Source organism: Streptomyces lienomycini (assembly GCF_027947595.1).
GTDB lineage: Bacteria > Actinomycetota > Actinomycetes > Streptomycetales > Streptomycetaceae > Streptomyces > Streptomyces lienomycini.
The window spans coordinates 662476-685849 of record NZ_CP116257.1; the positions used below are offsets into that span (position 1 = coordinate 662476).

Genomic DNA, 23374 nt, shown 5'->3' on the forward strand with positions numbered 1-23374 from the left:
ATGGCCGCGTCCCTCCCACCCTCCCGGCCCCGCATTCCCGGCTCGGGTCTGGCCAAGGGCCTGGCCGTCACCCTGCGCACGATGACGAGGAAGACGGTCACCGAGCGGTACCCGGACACCCAGCCCGAACTGCCGCCCCGTACACGCGGTGTGATCGGCCTGTTCGAGGAGAACTGCACGGTCTGCATGCTGTGCGCCCGCGAGTGCCCCGACTGGTGCATCTACATCGACTCCCACAAGGAGACGGTCCCGGCGGCCACCCCCGGCGGACGCGACCGCAGCCGCAACGTCCTCGACCGTTTCGCCATCGACTTCTCCCTGTGCATGTACTGCGGTATCTGCATCGAGGTCTGTCCTTTCGACGCCCTCTTCTGGTCCCCGGAGTTCGAGTACGCCGAGACCGACATCCGGGAGCTCACCCACGAGCGGGACAAGCTCCGCGAGTGGATGTGGACCGTCCCGGCACCGCCCGCCCTCGACCCCGGCGCGGAGGAGCCCAAGGAACTCGCCGCCGCCCGCAAGTCCGCCGACAAGCTGGCCGCGCAACAACAGCAGCAACAACAGCAGCAACAGCAACAGCAACAGCAACAGCAACAGCAACAGACGGACGACCGGGCCGGGCAGGAGGACCAGACATGAACCTCGCCGCCGCGCCCCACGGTTTCCTGTCCCCGACCGGCGTCGAGATCGCCTTCCTCCTCGTGGGACTGGTCACCTTCGCAGCCGCAGTCCTCACCGTCACCACCCGCCAACTCGTCCACGCGGCGCTCTGGCTGGTGGTGGCCCTCGGTGGCCTGGCCGTCGAATACCTCCTGCTCACCGCCGAGTTCATCGCCTGGGTCCAGGTCCTCATCTACGTCGGTGCCGTCGTCGTCCTCATCCTGTTCGGTCTGATGCTCACCAGGGCGCCCATCGGCCGGTCCCCGGACGCCGACTCCGGCAACCGCTGGGCCGCCCTCACCGTGGCCGCGGCCTCCGCGGGGGCCCTGGTGTGGGTCGTCGTCGACGCCTTCCGCACCACCTGGATCGACCTGGACGGTCCCGCGGCCGGCTCCACCGCCGTCACCGGCGCGAGCCTCTTCCAGAACTGGGTCCTCCCCTTCGAGGCGCTCTCCGTCCTCCTCCTCGCCGCACTGGTCGGCGCCATCGTCCTGTCCCGCAGGGCCAAGGCGGCCCGCGCGAGCGAAACGTCCCCGGTCGCAGCCACGCCGGCCGGGGCCGCCCAGGTCGGAACATCCCGGGCCGGAACCTCCCGGACGGGCGGTGCCCGCTGATGCACCTCGCCTATCCCGCCGTCCTCTCCGTCCTCCTCTTCTGCACCGGCCTCTACGGCGTCCTCGCCCGCCGCAACGCGATCCTGGTCCTGATGTCGGTCGAGCTGATGCTCAACGCCGTCAACCTCAACCTGGTCGCCTTCGACGTCTGGCTCAGCAAGGCCGCGGAGGAGACCCTGCACTCCGGCCAGGCCCTGACCCTGTTCACCATCGCCATCGCGGCCGCCGAGATCGGCATCGGCCTGGCGATCGTCCTCGCCGTCCACCGCAACCGCGGCACCTCGGACATCGACAAGCTCCGCGACACCGCCGAGGGCCACGAACCGGACGCCCCGGACACCGACACCCCCGCGACCGGGACGGCCGCCGAGAAGGCTGAGGCCACCGCGTGACCACGACCACCCTCGCCGTACTCGTCCCCCTCCTTCCCTTCCTCGGGGCGGCCGCCGGTCTCCTGCTGGGCCGGTCGGCGCCCGGGTTCGTCCGTCCCCTCGCGGTCCTCCCGACGCTGGCGGCCCTCGTCCTCGCCGCGGTCGTCGCCGTACGCCAGGGCGGCGGCCGGACCCTCGACGCCGTCACCGAGCTGACGCCCACCGGTTCGGTCCCCGTCGAACTCGCCCTGCACATCGACGGCTTCGCCGCCCTCGTCGCCGTCCTGGTCGGCACCGTCGCCACCTGCGTACAGATCTACTCCACGGGCTACCTGCGCGACGACCCGCGCTACGCCTCCTACGCCGCTCTCGTCTCCCTCTTCACCTCCGCCATGTTCCTCGTCGTCTACTCCGGCGACCTGATGGTGCTGCTGGTCGGCTGGGAAGTCATGGGCATCTGCTCGTACTTCCTGGTCGGCCACTACTGGGAGACCCCGGAGGCGCGCGCCGCCTCCCTCAAGGCATTCCTGGTGACCAAGCTCGGCGACGTCCCCTTCCTGATCGGTCTGCTGGCGCTGGCCACCGAGGCCGGCTCCTTCCGCATCACCAAGATCCTCGGCGCGGTCGCGAGCGGCTCACTCGACCACCCGACGCTGATCGCCCTGCTGCTCCTGGCCGGTGTGGCGGGCAAGTCGGCGCAGTTCCCGCTGCACACCTGGCTCCCCGACGCGATGGCGGGCCCCACACCCGTCTCCGCGCTGATCCACGCCGCGACGATGGTCGCCGCCGGTATCTACTTCGTCGCCCGGCTCCTTCCGCTCTTCGAGGCCTCACGGGCCGCGATGGTCGTCCTCGCCGTCACGGCGGCCGTCACGATGGTCGGCTCCGCGCTCGCCGCCCTGGCCCAGGACGACATCAAGCGCGTCCTCGCCTACTCGACGATCGGACAGCTCGGCTACATGACCGGCGCCCTCGCCGCCGGCGACCGGGGAGCCGCCGTCTTCCACCTCCTCTCCCACGGCGCCTTCAAGGCGCTCCTGTTCCTCGCCGCCGGCGTGATCATCCACGCCGCCGGCACCAACTCGCTGGCCGCCATGTCCCGCATGAGGGGCCTGCGCGACCGCGTCCCCGACGCCTACTGGACGACGACCGTGGCGCTGCTCGCACTCGCCGCGATCCCGCCCTTCAGCGGCTTCTTCTCCAAGGAGTCCGTCCTCGGCGTCGCGGAGCACGTCGCCACCGGCCACACCGAGCACGCGCCCGGTGCCGCGGGCTGGACCGTCCTCGTCGCCGGTCTGATCACGGCCCTGCTCACCGCCGCCTACGCGACCCGCCTGTGGCTGCTGGCCTTCCGCGGACAAGGCGACGAGGCCCCCGACCACGGCAGGCAGCCGGTGGTCATGAACGCCGTGCTCTGGGTGCTCGCCGTCCCCTCACTCGCGCTCGGCGGTCTCGCCTTCCGCCTGCTGCCCGACTGGTTCGACGGCCACGCCCTCACCCCCACCCTCACCACCTCCGTACTCGGCACGGGCGTGGCCCTGGTGGGCGGCATCGTCACCTACGCCGCCTGGCGGCACACCACGGAGCCGGCGTCCCGCACTCCGCTGGGCGCGGTCGCGGCCCACCCCGAGGGCGACGCCGCCCTGGTGGAGGCCGAGGCCATCGCCAGCCACCGGCCCGCCTACGGGGACGTCGCCTCCGCGCCCGACCCGTCGGACCCGGGACGGCTCCTCCTGGGCCCGCTGCACCGGCACGCGGCCGACGGCTTCCACCTGGACGCGGCGTACACGACCCTCTTCGTCCGCCCGGTCCAGGCCGGCGCGAGTCTCGTCCGGTTCCTCGACCGCGAGGTCGTCGACACCTACGTACGCGCGGCAGGCACCCTGCCCCGCTTGCTCGGGGCCGCCGTACGACGCGCCCAGACCGGCAATGTGCAGACCTATGTGAGCGCGCTGCTCGCCGGCACCGTCGTCCTCGCGGTCGCCGCCGTCCTCGTCGCCACGGGAGCGTGAGCAGGCGTGATCGATATCAACGAGTCCGTGATGCAGTTCCTTCTCGCGTTCGTCGTCGTCGGCCCGCTCCTCGGTGCCGCCGCCGCTCTGCTGCCGGCCCCGCCCGGACTGAAGGGGAAGTCACCCGAGCAGGCCGTACTCCGGCACGGTGTCACCGTCACCGGCGTCGTCCTGATCGCCGCGATCGTCCTCGTGCTCGGTTTCGACCACGACCATCCGTCGAAGATGCAGGCCAGCACGGACATCAGCTGGATCCCCGCACTCGACGTGCGCATCCACCTCGGCATCGACGGCATTTCCCTCCCCCTGCTGGTCCTGACCGCGCTGCTGACCTTCCTCTGCGCGCTCTACTCGTACTTCAAGATGCCCGCGGGACCGAGCCCGAAGGCCTTCGTCGCGCTGCTGCTCGTCCTCGAGTCCGGCACTCTCGCGACCTTCGCGGTCCTCGATCTGATCCTGTTCTTCCTCGCCTTCGAGACGGTCCTCATCCCGATGTACTTCCTCATCGCCCGCTGGGGCGGCGAGGGACGGGCCGCGGCCGCCTGGAAGTTCATCCTCTTCACGCTCCTCGGCTCCGTCGTCATGCTGCTGGGCCTGCTCCTGATCGGAATCACGGCGGGCACATTCGACATGGTGGCACTCGCCACTGACAACGGCCGGTCACTGACCACATCCGTGCAGGTCACCGCCGTTCTGGCGATCGGGCTCGGGCTCGCGGTGAAGGCCCCGATGTGGCCGCTGCACAGCTGGCTGCCCGACGCGCACACGGCCGCTCCGACCGTCGGCTCGGTCCTGCTCGCCGGGGTCCTGCTGAAGATGGGCACGTACGGTTTCATTCGCATCCTGCTCCCGGCGGCGCCGGACGGGTTCCGCACCTTCGCGCCCTACCTCGCGGCCTTCGCCGTGGTCGGCATCATCTACGGCTCCCTGGCCTGCCTGGCCCTCGCCAGAAGAGGCGCGAAGGGCGACCTCAAGCGCCTCATCGCCTACTCCTCCGTCGGCCACATGGGCTTCGTCCTGCTCGGCGTCGCGACCATGACACCGACCGGCGTGAACGGCGCCCTGTTCGCCAACATCGCCCACGGACTCATCACCGGTCTGCTCTTCTTCCTGGTCGGCGCGCTCAAGGACCGCACCGGCACCACCGACCTCGACACCCTCGCCGAGAAGACCGGAGCGGCCCTGTACGGCAAGGCGCCGCGTCTCGGGGGCCTGCTCGCCTTCGCCGCGGTCGCCTCACTGGGCCTGCCGGGCCTGGCCGGATTCTGGGGCGAGATGCTCGCCCTGTTCGGCGCCTTCGACCCGCACGACGACCTCAACCGCCCCGCCTTCCTCACCTTCATGGCGATCGCCGCCTTCGGCACCCTGCTGACCGCCGCGTACATGCTGATCGTGGTCCGCCGCGTCTGCATGGGCGCCGTACCGCAGGAAGCCCCGCACCTCGCCGACGTGCGCACCTACGAGTTCGCCGCCTGGACCCCGCTCGTCGCCCTCACCGTCGTCGCCGGGCTGTGGCCCAGGACCCTCCTGGGGCTGACCGACCCGGCCGTGCAGCAGCTCCTCTCAGGAGGCACCCGATGAGCTCCCCGGCCCAGCCCCTCGCCGAGGCGGCCCTGGCGCAGCCCCTGGCCCAGAACCTCGTCCAGTCCGTCGACTGGCTCGCCGTCGCGCCACCCACCATCACGGCCGTCGTCGGACTCGTCGTCCTCGTCACGGACCTGTTCGTGAAGGACGCCCGCAAACCCCTCCTCGGCTGGATCTCGGTCGCCGGACTCGCCGCCTCCGCCCTCATGCTGCTGCCCCTCGTGAACGGCGACCGCTCGACGTTCTGCCGGAACGGCCAACCCGGCGTCTGCAGCTACACCGCGGACACCTTCACCCTCGCCATCCAGTTCCTGGTCCTCGGCGGCGCCCTCCTGACCGCCCTCCTCTCGATCACCGCCGTGAAGGACGCCGACCGGGGGCTGCCCGAGGGCGAGTACTGGTTCCTGCTCCTCTCCTCCGCGGCCGGCGCCGCCCTCCTGCCCGCCTCCCGCGACCTCGCGACCCTGATCGTCGCCCTGGAAGTCGCCTCCCTGCCCGCCTTCGCCCTCGTCGGCCTGCGCCAGGGCGACCGCAGGTCCTCCGAAGCGGCGCTGAAGTTCTTCCTGTCCTCGGTCACCGCCACCGCGGTCAGCCTCATGGGCATCAGCTTCGTGTACGCCACCACCGGCACCCTCTACCTCACCCAGGTGGCCGACCGCATCCAGCACGTCGACGGGCAGCTCACCACGCTCGCCCAGACCGGCGTCGTCCTCACCCTCGTCGGCTTCGCCTTCAAGACGGCCGCCGTGCCCTTCCACTTCTGGGTGCCCGAGACCTACGTGGGCGCCCCCCTCCCGATCGCGGCCTACCTGTCCGTGGTGGGCAAGGCGGTCGGCTTCTCCGGCCTCATCCTCGTCACCGTCGTCGCCCTCCCCTCCTACGCCCACGTCTGGGGCCCCGCCCTCGCGGCACTCGCCGCGCTCACCATGACCGTCGGCAACGTCGGAGCGCTCCGGCAGCAGGCCACGCGCGCGTACAGCGCGGTACGTCTGCTCGCGTGGTCGTCCGTCGGCCAGGCCGGCTACCTCCTGGTGCCGATCGCCGCCGCCGCGTACTCCGACGACCCCGAGCACTCGATCGGCTCCACCGTCGCCTACGCGCTCATGTACGCCGCGGTGAACCTCGGTGCCTTCGCGGTGGCCGCGCTCGTGGGCCGTACGAGGCCCCTGAACCGGGTGGCCGACTACCGCGGCCTGTACGCCTCCCGTCCGCTGACCGCCCTGCTCCTGGGGTTCTTCCTGCTGTGCCTCGCCGGTCTGCCGCCCGGCGTCATCGGCCTCTTCGCCAAGGTCACGGTCTTCTCCGCGGCCGTCGACGCCGGACTCGGCTGGCTGGCCGTCGTCATGGCCGCCAACGTCGTGATCGCGCTGTTCTACTACCTCCAATGGACGGCTCTGCTGTTCCGGGCCCCCGAGGGGGCGACCGCCGCCCACCGCGTGCCCGTCCCCCTCACGGCCGCGATGACCGTGACCGCGCTCCTCGCCGTCGCCCTGTCCGGAGCACCCCAGCTGATCCTGCGCTTCGCCGGCACCGGGCTCTTCTGAACGCACCGGTTCACCCCCACGCGCGTGCGGCACCCGGCCCCACGCGCGCGTGCCCCCGCCGAGGCCGTCACTCGTACGGAGTACACGCGCCGCTCAGGGCGCCGGGGAACTGGACGCCTCCGCCTGGCGTTGACCAGTAGGGAAGGGTCCACTGGACGTGTCACCACGGCACCGGTGGCGTCGGAGACCAGGAAGCAACCACAGCGAGCGAGATCAGCAAGCAAAGGGTTCCCCTGCTGCACCACTTGGAGGGCGTACCGTGCACCGCCGGCACAACGGGCTCAGGACCGCAGTACTCCTCGGGGGACTGTCCGCGCTCATCATCGTCATCGGCAGCTTCTTCGGCCGAGCGGGGCTTGTCGTCGCCGTCCTCGTTGCCCTGGGCACCAATGCGTACGCGTACTGGAACAGCGACAAGCTCGCCCTTCGCGCGATGCGCGCCCGGCCGGTCAGCGAGTTCGAGGCCCCGGCGCTGTACCGCATGGTGCGCGAGCTCTCCACCCAGGCCCGCCAGCCGATGCCCCGCCTGTACATCTCGCCGACGGAGGCACCCAACGCCTTCGCGACCGGCCGCAACCCGCGCAACGCCGCCGTGTGCTGCACCGAGGGCATCATGCGCCTGCTCGACGAACGCGAGCTGCGCGGCGTCATCGGACACGAACTCAGCCATGTCTACAACCGAGACATCCTCATCTCCTCCGTCGCCGGCGCCCTCGCCTCCGTGATCATGTTCCTGGTCAACTTCGCCTGGCTGATCCCCATCGGGCGGTCGAACGACGATGACGGACCCGGTCTGCTGGGCATGCTCCTCATCATGCTTCTCGGACCACTCGCGGCCACCGTCATCCAACTGGCGATCAGCCGCTCCCGGGAGTACGAGGCCGACGCTTTCGGCGCCCAGCTCACCGGCGACCCGCTGGCCCTCGCGGGCGCCCTGCGCAAACTCGAACTCGGCACGAAGCAGCTTCCGCTGCCCCCCGAGCCCCGGATCGAGAGCGCCAGCCACATGATGATCGCCAACCCCTTCCGTCCGGGCCAGGGGCTGTCGAAGATGTTCTCCACCCACCCGCCGATGGCGGAGCGAATCTCCCGACTCGAGAAGATGGCAGGTCGCCAGCAGTGAAGACCATCCTCAACGTCATTTGGCTCGTGCTCAGCGGCTTCTGGCTGTTCCTCGGCTATCTGTTCGCGGGCGCGCTGCTCTGCATCACGATCATCGGCATCCCGTTCGGCATAGCGGCCTTCCGCATCGGCGTCTACGCCTTGTGGCCCTTCGGGTACAGCGCGGTCGAGCGCCGCGACGCCGGAGCCCCCTCCTGCATCGGCAACGCGCTCTGGCTCATCCTGGCGGGCTGGTGGCTGGCCCTCGGCCACATCGTCACCGGTATCGCGCTGTGCGTCACGATCATCGGCATCCCGCTCGGCATCGCCAACTTCAAGCTGATCCCCGTCTCACTGCTCCCGCTGGGGCGCGAGATCGTGCGGACGGACCAGCCGTTCACGGCCGGTCCCACGCAGCGGACCGGCTGGTAGACACCCTCGTCGTTCAACCCCGTTGTCCACAACTTCCGGGTTGTCCACAGGCCCGCCCGGATGTCAGTGGCGGCCTGCATCATGAATCCATGACCGAGATCGAGCAGTTGTTGGAACGGGTGGCCGCCAAGGCGCGGGACGTCCGCCCGTGGGGCTGGGACTCCCTGCCCGAGCCCGTGGACGGAGCGGCGCCCGGCCGGGCCGAGGCCGCCCTGGGCTTCCCGCTCCCCTCGCTGCTCGCCGAGCTGTACCTGCGCATAGGGGACGGCGGATTCGGCCCGGAATACGGTCTGCTGCCTCTGCTCGACAGCCCGCCCGCCGGCGAGCCCGCCGCCGTCGTCCAGTACCTCGCCAACCGCGACGACGGCGACAAGGACCCCGACTGGCCCTGGCCCGAGGGCGTCCTCCCGATATCCCACTGGGGCTGCGCGATGTACGCGTGCGTCGACTGCCGCTCCCCACAGGCCACCGTCCTGCTCTTCGAGCCCAACGCCGGTGACGTCGACCACGCCTGGTACGTCGACGCCCCGAGCCTCACGGACTGGCTGCGCAACTGGGTCGACGGCACGGGCTGGTACGAGGAGGCCAACGAGGGACCGGAGCCGACCCCGTGGGCCGACTTCCCCCTACGCGCGGGGAGAGGGACCGCCGCTGCGCCCGCACAGACCCTGAGACCCCCTGAGACGAACGGACCGAGCCGCTCCCACAGGACGTGAGGTGCCGACGCCAGGCTCGCCGAGCCGCTGCCCCGTGCCCATGGACCTACGTGTCTCCCGAGGCCGGATACCGGCCGGCCGGGCCGGGCCGGGGACATGGCGTTGCAGTAGGCGACGACGGCTGCCACGGCGAGGGCGGGGCGGTGAAGAGCCCGGCACCGGTCACGGAGCCGAGCCCCACGACGGCAGCATCGCCCAGCCCGCCGGGTCCGACGCAGTGCCGAATCCGCGGGTGTCATGGCGGCGCACCGCACTGATCAGCCTGATCAGCGCAACCACCGGGCGCGGTCGGAACGTCCTCCCCACCAAGAAGACATGAACACCGCGGAGGAACGAGCCCACGGCACTGGGACAGCGCGGGCACAGCGAGAAAGGGCAGGATCACGGCATGACCGTCATCGGCTGGATCATCCTCGGACTTTTTGCCGGAGCCATCGCCAAGTTCCTGCTGCCGGGCCGCGACCCGGGCGGGTTCATAGGAACCACCGTCATCGGCATCGCCGGTGCGTTCATCGGCGGCTGGATATCGGCCCGCTGGCTGGACCACCCGATCAGCAAGGACTTCTACGACGGTGCCACCTGGGCGGCCGCGATCGGCGGTTCCCTCGTGCTCCTGGTCGCCTACCGGCTCCTGTTCGGCAACTCGCGCGACTGACACGCGCGGACCGCGAACGGAAAGGGTGGGCACCGCCGGGTGCCCACCCTTTCCGCCGACGGAGGGCCGACGGGGACCTGTGCGCCACCGTGTCCTCGGCTCAGCAGGTCACCGGCTCAGCAGGTCACCGGCTCAGCAGGTCACCGGTAGTTCACGAACTGCAGCGCGAAGTCGAAGTCCTGGCCCTTCAGCAGGGCGATCACGGTCTGCAGGTCGTCCCGGCTCTTCGAGGAGACCCGCAGTTCCTCGCCCTGCACCTGGGCCTTCACGCCCTTGGGGCCCTCGTCGCGGATGAGCTTGGCCACCTTCTTCGCGTTGTCCTGGGAAATGCCCTCCTCGATCGACGCGAAGATCTTGTACTCCTTGCCGGAGAGCTGGGGCTCGCCCGCGTCCAGAGCCTTGAGCGAGATGCCGCGCTTGATCAGCTTGGACTGGAAGACGTCGAGGACTGCGCTCACCCGGTCCTCGGAGTTGGCCTCCATGAGGATCTTCTCCCCGGACCACGAGATCGAGGCCCCCACGCCCTTGAAGTCGTAGCGCTGCGAGATCTCCTTGGCGGCCTGGTTGAGGGCGTTGTCGACCTCCTGCCGCTCGACCTTCGAGACGATGTCGAAACTGGAGTCGGCCATGTCCTGTGGCTCCTTGTATCTGGGTGCGTGTCGGGCCGCGTATCGGGTCCGTACCGGCATACGTCGACGGCCACCGGGCCCCGCAGGGTCCTCGGCCGCATCCGGACAAGCCTAGTCACCCGCCGCACCCCGGGCGGCGATCAATCGGGTGGCGAAGCACCCCGCCACATCAGGTATTGTTTACGTCGTTGCCACGGAGCACCACCGAAAGGCGGTTCGAAGGGCAGCGAACCCCGGCGGTGTGCCCGAGCGGCCAAAGGGAGCAGACTGTAAATCTGCCGGCTCAGCCTTCCCAGGTTCGAATCCTGGCGCCGCCACACGGGAACGAAAGGGCCCCGTGACCTGTCTTAATGGCAGGTCACGGGGCCCTTCGTCATGGGGTGACGTCCTGGTGGCCGGGAAGAGGGGGCTGGGGCGGGGCTGGGGCGTGGCCTCGGGGGGTGTGGGGCGGGGGCAGACTGGTGTCATGGTGTCGTCCTCCCGCCGCAGGATCTGCCCCGAGTGCCGTCGCGAGATCGCCGTCGTCGCCGGGCGGTACGCGCGTCATGACCCGCCGGGTGCGCGGGGGAGTGGTGACCTGGTGTCCTGCCCGGGTTCGCGTCGGCCGGCGCAACTCGGTGCGGCTCAGCCGTCCTTGGACGGGTACCTCGTCCCCGACTTCCCCGGGCAGCTGCCCCTGTTCTGACCGGACGTCCGCTCCGCGCGGCCCTCAGTTCCCGGCCACCGACTTCACCGCCACCGACGCGGGCGTCGAACCGCTGATCAGCTCCAGCGTCAGGCCGTTCGTGGCCGGGGTGTCGACCAGTTCCGCCAGGACGGCGGCGACGTCGTCGCGCGGGACGGGGCCGCGGCCGGTGTGGGCCTCCAGGCGGACGAGGCCCGTGCCCGCCTCGTCCGTCAGGGAGCCGGGGCGCAGGATCGTCCAGTCCAACGCGTCCAGCGAACCGACGTACGCGTCCGCCTCGCCCTTGGCGCGCAGGTAGACGTCGAAGATCTCGTCGCCTTCGTGCCGGGAGTCGGCGCCCATGGACGACACGACCACGAGGCGCCGTACGCCCGCCAGGACCGCAGCGTCCGCGAAGAGGACCGCCGCCGCCTTGTCCACCGTGTCCTTGCGGGCCGCCCCGCTGCCGGGGCCCGCGCCCGCCGCGAAGACGGCCGCGTCGGCACCCCGCAACCGCTCCGCCACCTCCTCGACCGAGGCCGACTCCAGGTCCAGCACGATCGGTTCGGCGCCGGCCGCCCGCAGATCGTCGGCCTGCTCGGCCTTGCGGATGATGCCCGCCACCTCGTCACCGCGCGCGGCGAGCAACCGCTCCAGCCGCAGCGCGATCTGACCATGACCACCAGCGATGACAATGCGCATGCCTTCGACCGTACGCCCCGACGGCCGTCCGCGCCGCACGACTTCGACCGCCCGCGTCGCACCACCTCGGCGCCCAGCCCGCTCCCCACCGGGCCGCTCCCACAAGGTCTCCCCACAGACATTCCTCACGGGCCTCCCTTACGGGCCTCCCTCACAGGGCTTCACCCACGTATTCCCTCCCGCCGGCCTCTCTCGCGGGCCCTCTCCCCAGCGGGCCTTCTCCCCAGGAGGCCTCAGGCCAGGAGGCCTCAGGCCAGGTCCCCGCGCCCGTCACGGCCGTCTCGGCCGTCTCGCCGCCCCTGCCCGCCGCGCCCCTGCCGGGGCAGCCCCAGGTCCGTCGAGGCGGTCGAGTCGCCGTACTCCCGTACCGCGCTGGTCCGCGCCACCACGCGCCCCCGGTGCACCACGATCCGGCTGTACGCGAGGGACAGCGCGCCCGCCAGCCGGTCCCCGCGTACGGCGACGAGTTCGGCCGGGAAACCCGCCTCCACTCGTACCTCGGGCAGGCCGAGGGCCTCCCGTGCCGCCGTGCTCACCGCGTCGTACGCCTCCTCGGGGCGCAGCCCGTGGCGTGAGGCCAGCAGGTAGGCCGCATCCAGCGGGTCGCCACGCCCGACCGGGTGGGACACGTCCCGCAGCGCGCCGCTCCCGGCGGCGACCCGCACCCCGGCCGACCGCAGCAGCCGTACCGGAGCCGTGCCGTCCGGGTGGTCCACGGCACCGCAGGCGCCCTGCGGCAGGCAGACCACCGTGACCCCGGCCGCCGCGAGCTGGTCCGCGGCCCGGGATACCGTGTCGGCGGGCAGCCGGCCCAGGCCGTCGCAGGGACCGATGGCCACGCCGGGGCGCAGTCCGCCCGCCATGGCCGCCAGGCGGGCCAGCCGGGCCGGATCGGCGGCGTCCGTGTGCAGGTCGACGGGGCGGCCGTGCTCGGCGGCGACCTCCAGGACCGCCTCCACGTACCCTGCCGGATCGGGGTCGAGGTCCGGGCATCCGCCCACCACGTCCGCGCCCATCTTGAGCGCGTCCCGCAGTATCGCCAGCCCGTCGGCGCCCGCCACTCCGGTCAGCACCCTCGGCATCGCCACCGCGGTCAGTTCCGTGAGCCCGTGCAGCGAGCGCCGGGCCCGCAGTACGGCAGTCAGCGCCCCCAGCCCCGGAACGTCGCCCACCCGCACGTGCGCCCGCAGCGCGGTGGCCCCGTGTCCCAGCTGGAGCAGGGCGGCCTCGGTGGCCCGGCGCTGGACGTCCTCGGGGTCGTCGGAGACGGGGCCCGGGGTGTCCGCGGTGAGCGCCGTGTCGGCGTGGACGTGGGGATCGGCGGGGGCGGGCAGGAGCAGGTAGCCGCCGAGGTCCAGGCGGGTGCCGGGGCCGGGAGCACGCCCCGGGGTGAGGCTGCCGAGGGGGCGGCCCGGGGTGAGGCTGCCGGCCGTGCCGACCGCCTCGATACGGCCGCCGTGGAGCCGTACGTCCACGGTCCGGCCGTCGGTGAGCCGAGCCCCGGCGAGCAACAGCGAGCCGCGGCCGACGGGGCCCGAGGGGGAGGGCGAGTGGGGCGGCTGCGGCTGGCTGTCGGGCATCTCGCTCCTCTGGGCTCGGGGCTGCGCAGTGGGGGACGCAAGATCACGCAGAGTGAGACGAGCCTAGGACGGTGATCAGCCCGTGGCGCGGAGGAGCGCAATAGTCGTACCGGTGCGGTCCGCCGTCTCCGGGTGGTCGGGACGGGACGGGGCAGGGGCGGCGAAACGGATTTGGGCGAACGGCGGGCGACCGTGTAATGTCTTCATCGCTCGCCCCAATAGCTCAGTCGGCAGAGCGTCTCCATGGTAAGGAGAAGGTCAACGGTTCGATTCCGTTTTGGGGCTCTGGTGTGAGAGGTTCCCGTCGCAAGGCGGGGCCCGATCGCATCACAGCGGTGTAGCTCAGTCGGTAGAGCAAGCGGCTCATAATCGCTGTGTCACCGGTTCAAGTCCGGTCACCGCTACTTTCAGTAGCCGATTGCGGGGTCGGTCCTTCAATCGGCTACTCTTTCCTGCGTTAATACCATCAATCCGTTCGTCAAGGAGTGCACTCACGTGGCTGCCACCGACGTCCGCCCGAAGATCACGCTGGCCTGCGTGGAGTGCAAGGAGCGGAACTACATCACCAAGAAGAACCGGCGTAACAACCCGGACCGACTGGAGATGAAGAAGCACTGCCCGCGTTGCAACGCGCACACCGCGCACCGCGAAACGCGATAAATCAGGCTCGTACGTGAGGCCGTTCCCGATTCTCGGGGACGGCCTCACGTCGTTTCGTAGGCCAGTCAGACAGACAGACAGCAGGAGGTGCCGAGCCCATGGCGCTCGACCAGTCGTTCGTGGGGCGGGCCTATCCGCCCACCGAGCCCTACGAGGTGGGCCGGGAGAAGATCCGCGAGTTCGCGGAGGCGGTGGGGGACACCAACCCGGCGTACACCGACACCGAGGCCGCGAAGGCGCTCGGCCATCCGGATGTGATCGCGCCGCCCACCTTCGTGTTCTCGATCACGTTCAAGGCGGCCGGTCAGGTCGTCCAGGACCCGCAGCTCGGTCTGGACTACAGCCGGGTGGTGCACGGTGACCAGAAGTTCTCCTACGTCCGCCCGGTGCGGGCGGGAGACCGGCTCACGGTCACCTCGACGATCGAGGCGATCAAGTCGATGGCGGGCAACGACATCCTGGACATCCGCGGCGAGGTTCACGACGAGGCCGGCGAGCACGTCGTGACCGCCTGGACCAAGCTCGTGGCCCGTGCGGCCGAGGAGGCGTGAGCATCCCATGACGCAGCCCGTGAAGGCGAAGATCGCGTACAGCGACGTCGAGGTCGGCACCGAACTGCCTCCGCAGAGCTTCCCCGTGGACCGCGCCACGCTCGTGCGGTACGCGGGTGCCTCCGGCGACTTCAACCCGATCCACTGGAACGAGAAGTTCGCCAAAGAGGTCGGCCTGCCGGACGTCATCGCGCACGGCATGTTCACCATGGCCGAGGCGATCCGCGTCGTCACCGACTGGACCGGGGACCCGGGCGCGGTCGTGGAGTACGGCGTCCGCTTCACCAGGCCCGTCGTCGTCCCGAACGACGACCGGGGCGCCGTGATCGAGGTCAGCGGCAAGGTGGGGGCCAAGCTCGACGACAACACCGTCCGCGTCGACCTCACGGCCACCAGCGCCGGCCAGAAGGTCCTCGGCATGTCCCGGGCGGTCGTACGACTGGGCTGACCCGGTCGCGTACGAGCCGCCAAGGGGTGTCCTCCCTCGTCTTCCACTGGAGGACGAGGAGGACGCCCCTTACCGCTGTTCGCCCACCCTGGCCGCCGCGCGCGGCAGCCGTGCCCGGCAGCGGCGCCTCGCGTCCGGCGACTCGGAATCGCGGGAGACGCCTTGAACGCCTTGACGGAGTTAGTGATTGAGTACTAACTTACTTCTCATGGTCAGGATGAGCGCAGAGGAGCGGCGCGAAAGCGTCGTCCGCGCGGCGACGAGCGAGTTCGCCCGGGGTGGCTTCTACGGCACATCCACGGAGGCCATCGCCAAGCGGGTGGGAGTCTCCCAGCCGTACCTCTTCCGGCTCTTCCCGGGAAAGAAGGCGATCTTCCTCGCGGTGGCGGAGCGGTGTCTGCAGGACACGCGCCGGGTCTTGGAGGAGGCGTCCGAGGGGCTGCACGGCGAAGAGGCCCTGCACGCCATGGCCGTGGCCTACGGGCGGCTGATCGCCGAGCAGCCCGAGAAGCTGCAGATGCAGTTGCAGGTGTACGTCGCGGTCGCGGCGGCCGAGGCGGCCGGGGACCACGAGTTCGGCGAGATGGTGCGCAAGGGCTGGCTGGAGCTGTGGGACGCCGTGCGGGTGCCCCTCGGCGGCGACGTCGACGAGACGACCAGCTTCATGGCGTACGGCATGCTCATCAACACCCTGGCCGGCATGGGCTTCCCGCCGGAGCACCGGATCTGGGAGGGGCTTTCCGTCACGACGCGGTTCCACCGCTACCAGGAAGAGGCGTAGGAGCACCGGGGCTGCGGGAGGGGCGCGCGCTCCTGCATGACCTCGAAAGTTAGTCATCAATTACTAACCCGACGTGGACCACACATGGCGCGGCCACACGTCAACAGGCAGTGCACACCCTCTGGGGGAGAGATGTCACAGCAGACGCCGCAGCGCGGCACACAGCGGAACGGACTCGGTGGGGGAGCGGTCTGGGCCCTCGTCATCACCAGCGTCGCCGGATTCATGGCGGCCCTGGACAATCTCGTCGTCACCACCGCCCTGCCCTCCATCCGCGAGGACCTGGGCGGAGCGCTGCACGACCTGGAATGGACCGTCAGCGCCTACACGCTCACCTTCGCCGTCCTCCTGATGTTCGGCGCCGCCCTCGGCGACCGGTTCGGCCGACGCCGGCTCTTCCTCGTCGGCATCACCGTCTTCACCGCCGCCTCCGCCGCCGCGGCCATGGCGCCCGGCATCGACTCGCTCATCGCGGCCCGCGCGGTTCAGGGGGTCGGCGCGGCGATCATGATGCCGCTCACCCTGACCCTGCTGACCGCCGCCGTGCCCGCCGAACGCCGCGGCATGGCGTACGGCATCTGGGGCGCCGTCAACGGGCTCGCGGTGGCTTCCGGCCCGCTGGTCGGCGGCAGCCTCACCGAACACATCTCCTGGCAGTGGATCTTCTGGCTGAACGTTCCGCTGGGGCTGGCCCTGCTGCCCCTCGCCCGGCTCCGCCTCGCCGAGTCGCACGGCCCCGGCGCCCGGCTCGACATCCCCGGCACACTGCTCGCCAGCGGCGGACTCTTCGGCATCGTCTACGGACTGGTCCGCGGACCCGTCGACGGCTGGACCGGTGCCGTCGTGCTGACCTCGCTCCTCGCCGGGGCCGCACTGCTGGTCGGCTTCGTCCTCTACGGCACCCGCGCCAAGAACCCCATGCTCCCGATGCGGCTCTTCCGCTCTCGTGCCTTCTCCGGCGTCAACGCGGCGAGCCTGCTGATGTTCCTCGGCATGTTCGGCTCGATCTTCCTGCTCAGCCAGTACATGCAGGGCGTGCTCGGCTACTCGCCCACCGAGGCGGGCCTGCGCATGCTGCCCTGGACGGGCATGCCGATGCTGGTCGCACCGATCGCCGGCATCCTCTCCGACCGCGTCGGAGGCCGCCCGGTCGTCGCCGCCGGACTCTTCCTCCAGGCGGCCGGTCTCGGCTACCTCGCCTCCGTGATCACCGCCGACGCGTCCTACGCGATCCAACTGCCCGGTCTGATCATCAGCGGAATCGGCATGGCCCTGTACTTCGCCCCCGCGTCCGCCCTGGTGATGTCCAGCGTCGCGGTGCGGGAGCAGGGCGTCGCGTCGGGCGCCAACAACGCCCTGCGCGAGGTGGGCGGCGCGCTCGGCGTCGCGGTCATGTCGTCGATCTTCGCGGCACAGGGCGGCTACGAGTCCGCGCAGTCCTTCGTCGACGGACTGCGGCCCGCGGTCGCGGTGGGCGCCGCGCTGGTGGCCCTCGGCGGCGTCGCGGCCCTGGTGATCCCGTCCCGCCGCCGCACCGACGAGACGGCGCCCGCGGACGCCCCCGGCACCGGCCCGACGCCGACGACGGAGCCCTCCCCGGCGCCCGGGGCGGCGCTCGCCACCACGGCACGGGCGGCCTCCCACTGACCGCGCGGGACGGAACGCACCGGACGCGAGAGGAGCAGAACATGCCCACCCTTCCCTGGACCGTGCCGAACCGGGCCCCGCGGGCCACCGAGGTCCACGTCTTCGCCTCCCGTTTCGAGACGCGCACGCTGTGGGGAGCGCTCGGGTTCCTGGCGCGCACGCCGGGCGTGTGGCGCCAGATCCGGAGTGCCCCCGGCGTGTACGGCGCCTCCCTGAAGGCGGAGCCCTTCAAGCGGACCAGCGGACCTTCTGGACACTGTCCGCCCGGGAGTCGCCGGAGGCCCTCAAGGGCTTCGCCCGCGCCGGCGCCCACGCACCGACCCCCCGCGGGCTGTCGGCCCAGACGCGGGAGTCGAAGTTCGCCTCCTGGTCGGCGGCCGGCGACGCACTCCCGGTGAGCTGGGCGGAGGTACGCAGGCGACTGAAGTGAGGACACTCCCGAGGAGGCCCCGGCCGGACGGTCGGGGCGTTCCCGGTTCGGGCGACTCCGAGACGGTCCCCCTGTGCCTTCCCCGTTGCCCGGCCCCGTGCTTTCCCGCTGCCCCGGACTGTCGGTGCCGTCTCGTAGTCTTGGGCGCGTGCAGGAACTCCACGACGCTCCCCTCGCCCCGCTGACCACCTTCCGGCTGGGAGGCCCCGCGACCCGGCTGGTCACGGCCACGACCGACGCCGAGGTGATCGCCGCCGTCCGCGAGGCCGACGACAGCGGCACGCCGCTGCTGCTCATCGGCGGCGGATCCAACCTGGTCATCGGCGACAAGGGCTTCGACGGCACCGCCCTGCACATCGCCACGAGCGGCTTCTCCCTCGACGGCACGACGCTGGAGCTGGCGGCCGGCGAGATCTGGACCGACGCCGTCGCCCGCACCGTCGAGGCCGGACTGGCGGGTGTCGAGTGCCTGGCCGGCATCCCCGGCTCGGCGGGTGCGACGCCCATCCAGAACGTCGGCGCGTACGGCCAGGAGGTCTCCTCCACGATCACCGAGGTCACCGCGTACGACCGCAGGAACCGGGAGACGATCGCCCTCTCCAACGCCGCCTGCGCCTTCACCTACCGCCACAGCCGCTTCAAGGCCGAGCCCGACCGGTACGTCGTCCTGCGGGTCCGCTTCGAACTGGAGGACGCCGGCGGCCTCTCCGCGCCGCTGCGCTACGCCGAGACGGCCCGCGCCCTCGGTGCCGAGGCGGGCGACCGGGTGCCGCTGACGGCCGCCCGGGAAACGGTGCTGAAGCTGCGCGCGGGGAAGGGCATGGTGCTGGACCCCGAGGACCACGACACCTGGTCGGCCGGGTCGTTCTTCACCAACCCGATCCTCACGGACGCCCAGTTCGCCGCGTTCCGCGCGCGCGTCGCCGAACGTCTCGGCGAGGCCGCGGAACCCCCCGCCTTCCCGGCCGGGGAGGGCCGCGTCAAGACCTCCGCGGCCTGGCTGATCGACAAGGCGGGCTTCACCAAGGGGTACGGCACCGGCCCGGCCCGCATCTCCACCAAGCACACCCTCGCCCTCACCAACCGCGGCGAGGCGACCACCGAGGATCTGCTCGCGCTGGCCCGGGAGGTCGTCGCCGGGGTCCACGAGGCCTTCGGCGTCACGCTGGTCAACGAACCGGTCACGGTGGGCGTCACCCTCTAGCCCAGCCCAGCCCAGCCCAGCCCAGCCCAGCCCAGCCCAGCCCAGCCCAGCCCAGCAAGCCCAGCCGACACGGCGCAGCGGGACGCCGCTGCGCCCACCCGCGCCGCCCCAGCTCGGCGGACACCCCCAGACGTACCGCGCCACGCGCACCCCCACCGGAGCAGCACCCGCCGCCACAGGCACCCGCGCTACAGGCCCCCGCCGCCGCAGGCTCCCGCGCTACAGCCCCCGCCCACCGCAGGCCCCCGCCCCCGCAGGCACCCGCCCCGGCGCCGTCGCCTACTCCGCAAGCCAGTCGTCCACCCCCGCCAACAGCTGCCCCTTCACCTTCTCCGGCGCCGCCGACCCCCGCACCGACTGCCGCGCCAGCTCCGCCAGCTCAGCGTCGGTGAACCCGTGGTGCTCGCGCGCGATCTCGTACTGGGCGGCGAGCCGCGACCCGAACAGCAGCGGGTCGTCCGCGCCCAGCGCCATCGGGACTCCCGCCTCGAACAGCTTCCGCAGCGGCACGTCCTCCGGCTTCTCGTACACGCCCAGCGCGACGTTCGACGCGGGGCACACCTCGCACGTCACCTGCCGGTCCGCCAGCCGCTTCAGCAGCCGCGGATCCTCCGCCGCCCGTACGCCGTGCCCGATCCGGTCCGCCTCCAGGTCGTCCAGGCAGTCACGCACCGACGCGGGGCCGGTCAGCTCACCCCCGTGCGGCGCGGACAGCAGCCCCCCGTCCCGCGCGATCGCGAACGCCCGGTCGAAGTCCCGCGCCATCCCGCGCCGTTCGTCGTTGGACAGCCCGAAGCCGACCACGCCCCGCTCCGCGTACCGCACCGCCAGCCGCGCCAGCGTCCGCGCGTCCAGCGGGTGCTTCATCCGGTTCGCGGCCACCAGCACCCGCATCCCGATCCCGGTGTCCCGCACGGTCGTCTCCACCGCGTCCAGGATGATCTCCAGCGCCGGGATCAGCCCGCCCAGCCGCGGTGCGTACGACGTCGGGTCGACCTGGATCTCCAGCCACCCCGACCCGTCCTTCAGGTCCTCCTCCGCGGCCTCGCGCACCAGCCGCTGGATGTCCTCCGGCTCCTGGAGGCACGACCGCGCCGCGTCGTACAGCCGCTGGAAGCGGAACCAGCCCCGCTCGTCCGTCGCCCGCAGCTTCGGCGACTCGCCGCGGCCCAGCGCCTCGGTCAGCGTCTCGGGCAGCCGGACGCCGTGCTTGTCGGCCAGTTCCAGCAGGGTGGTGGGCCGCATCGACCCGGTGAAGTGCAGGTGGAGATGGGCCTTGGGCAGTTCAGAGACATCACGTACACGCTCCATCTGGTGATCCTGCCGCACGACACGCCCGGCCGGACAGCACTTTCCCCGTACGTGGTCTTGCTCGCACAAAGAAACAGGGGCCGCACCCCGATGCCGAGGTGCGGCCCCTGCCGGGAAGGAGGCGGTCAGTCCTTCGCCTCCGCCAGCAGCTTCTGGATCCGGCTCACGCCCTCGACGAGGTCCTCGTCACCGAGCGCGTACGACAGCCGCAGGTACCCGGGCGTGCCGAACGCCTCACCCGGCACCACCGCGACCTCGGCCTCCTCCAGGATCAGCGCGGCCAGCTCCACCGAGTCCTGCGGACGCTTCCCGCGGATCTCCTTGCCCAGCAGCGCCTTCACCGACGGGTAGGCGTAGAACGCGCCCTCGGGCTCCGGGCACAGCACGCCGTCGATCTCGTTGAGCATCCGCACGATCGTCCGGCGGCGCCGGTCGAAGGCCTCCCGCATGGTCGCCACGGCGTCCAGGTCGCCGGAGACCGCGGCCAGCGCCGCCGCCTGGGACACGTTGGACACGTTGGACGTGGCGTGCGACTGGAGGTTCGTCGCGGCCTTGACGACGTCCTTCGGGCCGATGACCCACCCGACCCGCCAGCCGGTCATCGCGTACGTCTTCGCGACGCCGTTGACCACGATGCACTTGTCGCGCAGCTCCGGCAGCAGCGCCGGCAGGGACACGGAGACCGCGTCGCCGTAGACGAGGTGCTCGTAGATCTCGTCGGTCAGCACCCACAGGCCGTGCTCGGCGGCCCACTGGCCGATCGCCTCGGTCTCGGCCTCGCCGTACACGGCGCCCGTCGGGTTCGACGGCGACACGAAGAGGACGACCTTGGTCTTCTCCGTGCGCGCGGCCTCCAGCTGCTCCACCGTCACCCGGTAGCCGGTCGTCTCGTCGGCGACGACGTCGACGGGCACACCGCCGGCCAGCCGGATCGACTCGGGGTACGTCGTCCAGTACGGCGCCGGGACGATGACCTCGTCGCCCGGGTCGAGGATCGCGGCGAACGCCTCGTAGATGGCCTGCTTGCCGCCGTTGGTGACGAGGATCTGCGACGGGTCGACCTCGTAGCCGGAGTCGCGCAGCGTCTTCGCGGCGATGGCGGCCTTCAGCTCGGGCAGCCCGCCGGCCGGCGTGTAGCGGTGGAACTTCGGGTTCTTGCACGCCTCGACGGCGGCCTCGACGATGTAGTCCGGCGTCGGGAAGTCGGGCTCACCCGCGCCGAAGCCGATCACGGGACGTCCGGCGGCCTTGAGGGCCTTGGCCTTGGCATCCACGGCGAGGGTCGCGGACTCGGAGATCGCGCCGACTCGGGCGGAGACCCGGCGCTCGGTGGGAGGGGTTGCAGCGCTCATGACCCCCATCGTTCCAGACCGGAAACTTCCCCGGCACACGGGTTTCACGGACTGAACACCACCGGCACCGGACCGGGCGGAGCCCTGAACATCAGTCCGGACGTGCTTTCTGTTCGACGCCCGGCCCATGAGCACGTACACTCTCACCTCGTTGGCCTTCAGCGGCCCGCGATCATCCGGTGCACACCAAGCACCCGGGCGGATGCGGTACGTTGGGGAACACACAAAGGGTCGTAGCTCAATTGGTAGAGCACTGGTCTCCAAAACCAGCGGTTGGGGGTTCAAGTCCCTCCGGCCCTGCTACACACACCTTCGCCAGGATGTGTGCGCATGTACGTACAGCAATGCACCGCCGTGCGGCTCCAACCGGGCGCGGCACGGCCACGACCCGGAATCAGGTGAGGACGAGTGACGGACGCCGTGGGCTCCATCGACATGCCTGATGCCCAGGACGAGGCGCCGGACTCCAGCAAGAAGTCCCGCAAGGGCGGCAAGCGAGGCAAGAAGGGCCCGCTGAAGCGGCTCGCCCTCTTCTACCGCCAGATCGTCGCGGAACTGCGCAAGGTTGTCTGGCCGAGTCGTAACCAGCTGACGACGTACACCACCGTGGTGATCATCTTCGTGGTCATCATGATCGGCCTGGTGACTCTGATTGACTATGGCTTCTCTCACGCCGCCAAGTACGTCTTCGGCTGAGTCGAGAGCGAAGGGCGCCGAGGTACCCGGCGCCCCTTTCGCGTGTTCCACCCCTATGTATCCAGGAAGAAGCAGCCACAGTGTCTGACCCGAACGTGAACGACGCCATCGAGCCGGTCGAGTCCGTCGAGGACGAGCCCGGCACCCTCGAGGGCGCCGACAACGAGGACACCGAGGCCTCCGCCGAGGCCGAGGCTGCCGACGACACCGTCGTCGAGGAAGCGGAAGCCGACTCGGACGAGACCGCCGACGCCGACGAGACCGCCGAGGCGGCCGACGCGGACGCCGACGAGGCAGGGACCGAGGAGCCCGCGGCCGAGGAGCCCGACCTCGACCCGATCGAGAAGCTCCGCCAGGAACTGCGCGTCCTCCCCGGCGAGTGGTACGTCATCCACACCTACGCCGGTTACGAGAACCGCGTGAAGACCAACCTCGAGCAGCGCGCCGTCTCGCTCAACGTCGAGGACTACATCTTCCAGGCCGAGGTGCCGCAGGAAGAGGTCGTCCAGATCAAGAACGGCGACCGCAAGACGATCCGCCAGAACAAGCTCCCCGGCTACGTCCTGGTCCGCATGGACCTGACCAACGAGTCCTGGGGTGTCGTCCGCAACACCCCCGGCGTCACCGGCTTCGTCGGCAACGCCTACGACCCGTACCCGCTGACGCTGGACGAGATCGTCAAGATGCTCGCCCCGGAGGCTGAGGAGAAGGCCGCCCGCGAGGCCGCCGAGGCCGAGGGCAAGCCGGCGCCGCAGCGCAAGGTCGAGGTCCAGGTCCTGGACTTCGAGGTCGGCGACTCGGTCACCGTCACCGACGGTCCGTTCGCGACGCTGCAGGCCACGATCAACGAGATCAACGCCGACTCGAAGAAGGTCAAGGGCCTCGTCGAGATCTTCGGCCGCGAGACCCCGGTCGAGCTGAGCTTCGACCAGATCCAGAAGAACTAGCTCTTCTCGGACGTACGCTTCCGCGCAGGTCAGGTGGGACCCTCGGGGACTGCCTGACCTGCGCGGTTTTTGGCCGCGCATCC

24 protein-coding genes, 4 tRNA genes and 1 pseudogene are annotated in these 23374 nt (G+C 71.0%); 24 read left to right on the top strand and 5 right to left on the bottom strand.

Annotation, left to right across the window (positions count from 1 at the left end):
* The 10 genes from BJ961_RS03170 to BJ961_RS03215 all read left to right on the top strand — a co-directional run bounded on the left by BJ961_RS03170 (position 1) and on the right by BJ961_RS03215 (position 9689).
* Positions 1 to 639, top strand: a complete 639-nt coding sequence (locus BJ961_RS03170) for a NuoI/complex I 23 kDa subunit family protein (protein WP_271319794.1) — start codon at positions 1 to 3, stop codon at positions 637 to 639.
* On the top strand, positions 636 to 1274 hold the full coding sequence (locus BJ961_RS03175; protein WP_271319795.1) for an NADH-quinone oxidoreductase subunit J family protein: 639 nt from the start codon (positions 636 to 638) through the stop codon (positions 1272 to 1274). The genes BJ961_RS03170 and BJ961_RS03175 overlap by 4 nt, the downstream gene beginning before the upstream one ends.
* Positions 1274 to 1666: an NADH-quinone oxidoreductase subunit NuoK gene (nuoK, locus tag BJ961_RS03180; RefSeq protein ID WP_271319796.1), complete on the top strand. Its 393-nt coding sequence runs from the start codon at positions 1274 to 1276 to the stop codon at positions 1664 to 1666. Before BJ961_RS03175 ends, nuoK begins: the two co-directional genes overlap by 1 nt.
* The gene (locus BJ961_RS03185) at positions 1663 to 3657 is read left to right on the top strand and encodes an NADH-quinone oxidoreductase subunit 5 family protein (protein WP_271319797.1); all 1995 of its coding nucleotides are present in this window, start codon (positions 1663 to 1665) and stop codon (positions 3655 to 3657) included. The genes nuoK and BJ961_RS03185 overlap by 4 nt, the downstream gene beginning before the upstream one ends.
* A 6-nt stretch (positions 3658 to 3663) precedes the next feature.
* Entirely contained in the window at positions 3664 to 5238 is a 1575-nt protein-coding gene (locus tag BJ961_RS03190; RefSeq protein ID WP_271319798.1) for a complex I subunit 4 family protein, read from the top strand.
* On the top strand, positions 5235 to 6785 hold the full coding sequence (locus BJ961_RS03195) for an NADH-quinone oxidoreductase subunit N (RefSeq protein WP_271319799.1): 1551 nt from the start codon (positions 5235 to 5237) through the stop codon (positions 6783 to 6785). Before BJ961_RS03190 ends, BJ961_RS03195 begins: the two co-directional genes overlap by 4 nt.
* Before the next feature lie 259 nt (positions 6786 to 7044).
* Positions 7045 to 7908 carry a zinc metalloprotease HtpX gene (htpX, locus tag BJ961_RS03200; protein WP_271319800.1) on the top strand — a complete coding sequence of 288 codons (864 nt, stop codon included), beginning with the start codon at positions 7045 to 7047 and terminating at the stop codon, positions 7906 to 7908.
* Positions 7905 to 8318, top strand: a complete 414-nt coding sequence (locus BJ961_RS03205; RefSeq protein ID WP_271319801.1) for a YccF domain-containing protein — start codon at positions 7905 to 7907, stop codon at positions 8316 to 8318. Before htpX ends, BJ961_RS03205 begins: the two co-directional genes overlap by 4 nt.
* An 89-nt stretch (positions 8319 to 8407) precedes the next feature.
* The gene (locus BJ961_RS03210) at positions 8408 to 9034 is read left to right on the top strand and encodes an SMI1/KNR4 family protein (RefSeq protein WP_271319802.1); all 627 of its coding nucleotides are present in this window, start codon (positions 8408 to 8410) and stop codon (positions 9032 to 9034) included.
* 388 nt (positions 9035 to 9422) lie between these two features.
* Entirely contained in the window at positions 9423 to 9689 is a 267-nt protein-coding gene (locus tag BJ961_RS03215) for a GlsB/YeaQ/YmgE family stress response membrane protein (protein ID WP_271319803.1), read from the top strand.
* Between the two features lie 140 nt (positions 9690 to 9829).
* Here the strand turns inward: BJ961_RS03215 and BJ961_RS03220 are convergent, their stop codons facing one another.
* Positions 9830 to 10318, bottom strand: coding sequence for a YajQ family cyclic di-GMP-binding protein (locus tag BJ961_RS03220; RefSeq protein ID WP_159329740.1), 489 nt, complete (start codon positions 10316 to 10318; stop codon positions 9830 to 9832).
* A 235-nt stretch (positions 10319 to 10553) separates the two neighbouring features.
* Between BJ961_RS03220 and BJ961_RS03225 the strand changes: the two genes are divergently transcribed.
* Positions 10554 to 10635 (top strand) — tRNA-Tyr (locus BJ961_RS03225).
* A gap of 149 nt (positions 10636 to 10784) precedes the next feature.
* The gene (locus BJ961_RS03230) at positions 10785 to 11003 is read left to right on the top strand and encodes a hypothetical protein (RefSeq protein WP_271319804.1); all 219 of its coding nucleotides are present in this window, start codon (positions 10785 to 10787) and stop codon (positions 11001 to 11003) included.
* A 24-nt stretch (positions 11004 to 11027) separates the two neighbouring features.
* On the opposite strand, the gene BJ961_RS03235 is transcribed toward BJ961_RS03230, so the two are convergent.
* On the bottom strand, positions 11028 to 11684 hold the full coding sequence (locus BJ961_RS03235) for an NAD(P)H-binding protein (RefSeq protein ID WP_271319805.1): 657 nt from the start codon (positions 11682 to 11684) through the stop codon (positions 11028 to 11030).
* A gap of 248 nt (positions 11685 to 11932) precedes the next feature.
* Entirely contained in the window at positions 11933 to 13264 is a 1332-nt protein-coding gene (locus tag BJ961_RS03240; protein ID WP_271319806.1) for an amidohydrolase family protein, read from the bottom strand.
* A 212-nt stretch (positions 13265 to 13476) separates the two neighbouring features.
* Here BJ961_RS03240 and BJ961_RS03245 point away from each other — a divergent pair.
* The 9 genes and pseudogenes from BJ961_RS03245 to BJ961_RS03285 all read left to right on the top strand — a co-directional run bounded on the left by BJ961_RS03245 (position 13477) and on the right by BJ961_RS03285 (position 18985).
* Positions 13477 to 13549: transfer RNA gene (locus BJ961_RS03245), tRNA-Thr, on the top strand.
* A gap of 46 nt (positions 13550 to 13595) precedes the next feature.
* A tRNA-Met gene (locus tag BJ961_RS03250) sits at positions 13596 to 13668 on the top strand.
* Positions 13669 to 13759: 91 nt separating this feature from the next.
* Positions 13760 to 13924, top strand: coding sequence for a 50S ribosomal protein L33 (gene rpmG, locus BJ961_RS03255; RefSeq protein WP_003948671.1), 165 nt, complete (start codon positions 13760 to 13762; stop codon positions 13922 to 13924).
* A gap of 98 nt (positions 13925 to 14022) precedes the next feature.
* Entirely contained in the window at positions 14023 to 14475 is a 453-nt protein-coding gene (locus tag BJ961_RS03260; RefSeq protein WP_271319807.1) for a MaoC family dehydratase N-terminal domain-containing protein, read from the top strand.
* 19 nt (positions 14476 to 14494) lie between these two features.
* Complete coding sequence (locus BJ961_RS03265) at positions 14495 to 14923, top strand: MaoC family dehydratase (RefSeq protein WP_271416952.1); 429 nt, start codon at positions 14495 to 14497, stop codon at positions 14921 to 14923.
* 208 nt (positions 14924 to 15131) lie between these two features.
* Positions 15132 to 15704, top strand: a complete 573-nt coding sequence (locus BJ961_RS03270) for a TetR/AcrR family transcriptional regulator (protein WP_271319808.1) — start codon at positions 15132 to 15134, stop codon at positions 15702 to 15704.
* Positions 15705 to 15836: 132 nt separating this feature from the next.
* Complete coding sequence (locus BJ961_RS03275; protein WP_271319809.1) at positions 15837 to 17351, top strand: MFS transporter; 1515 nt, start codon at positions 15837 to 15839, stop codon at positions 17349 to 17351.
* Positions 17352 to 17392: 41 nt separating this feature from the next.
* Positions 17393 to 17781 (top strand): annotated as a pseudogene (locus tag BJ961_RS03280) (DUF3291 domain-containing protein).
* Positions 17782 to 17929: 148 nt separating this feature from the next.
* Positions 17930 to 18985 carry a UDP-N-acetylmuramate dehydrogenase gene (locus BJ961_RS03285; RefSeq protein WP_271319810.1) on the top strand — a complete coding sequence of 352 codons (1056 nt, stop codon included), beginning with the start codon at positions 17930 to 17932 and terminating at the stop codon, positions 18983 to 18985.
* 279 nt (positions 18986 to 19264) lie between these two features.
* Here the strand turns inward: BJ961_RS03285 and BJ961_RS03290 are convergent, their stop codons facing one another.
* Positions 19265 to 20296, bottom strand: coding sequence for an adenosine deaminase (locus tag BJ961_RS03290; protein ID WP_271319811.1), 1032 nt, complete (start codon positions 20294 to 20296; stop codon positions 19265 to 19267).
* Between the two features lie 125 nt (positions 20297 to 20421).
* The gene (locus BJ961_RS03295) at positions 20422 to 21648 is read right to left on the bottom strand and encodes a pyridoxal phosphate-dependent aminotransferase (protein ID WP_271319812.1); all 1227 of its coding nucleotides are present in this window, start codon (positions 21646 to 21648) and stop codon (positions 20422 to 20424) included.
* A 227-nt stretch (positions 21649 to 21875) separates the two neighbouring features.
* Between BJ961_RS03295 and BJ961_RS03300 the strand changes: the two genes are divergently transcribed.
* The 3 genes from BJ961_RS03300 to nusG all read left to right on the top strand — a co-directional run bounded on the left by BJ961_RS03300 (position 21876) and on the right by nusG (position 23291).
* Positions 21876 to 21948: transfer RNA gene (locus BJ961_RS03300), tRNA-Trp, on the top strand.
* Positions 21949 to 22056: 108 nt separating this feature from the next.
* A complete protein-coding gene (secE, locus tag BJ961_RS03305) occupies positions 22057 to 22344 on the top strand; it encodes a preprotein translocase subunit SecE (RefSeq protein WP_271319813.1) in 288 nt (95 codons plus the stop codon).
* Between the two features lie 80 nt (positions 22345 to 22424).
* Positions 22425 to 23291 (top strand): transcription termination/antitermination protein NusG, encoded by an 867-nt coding sequence (gene nusG, locus BJ961_RS03310; protein WP_271319814.1) that lies wholly within the window; start codon positions 22425 to 22427, stop codon positions 23289 to 23291.
* Positions 23292 to 23374: the final 83 nt, after the last annotated feature.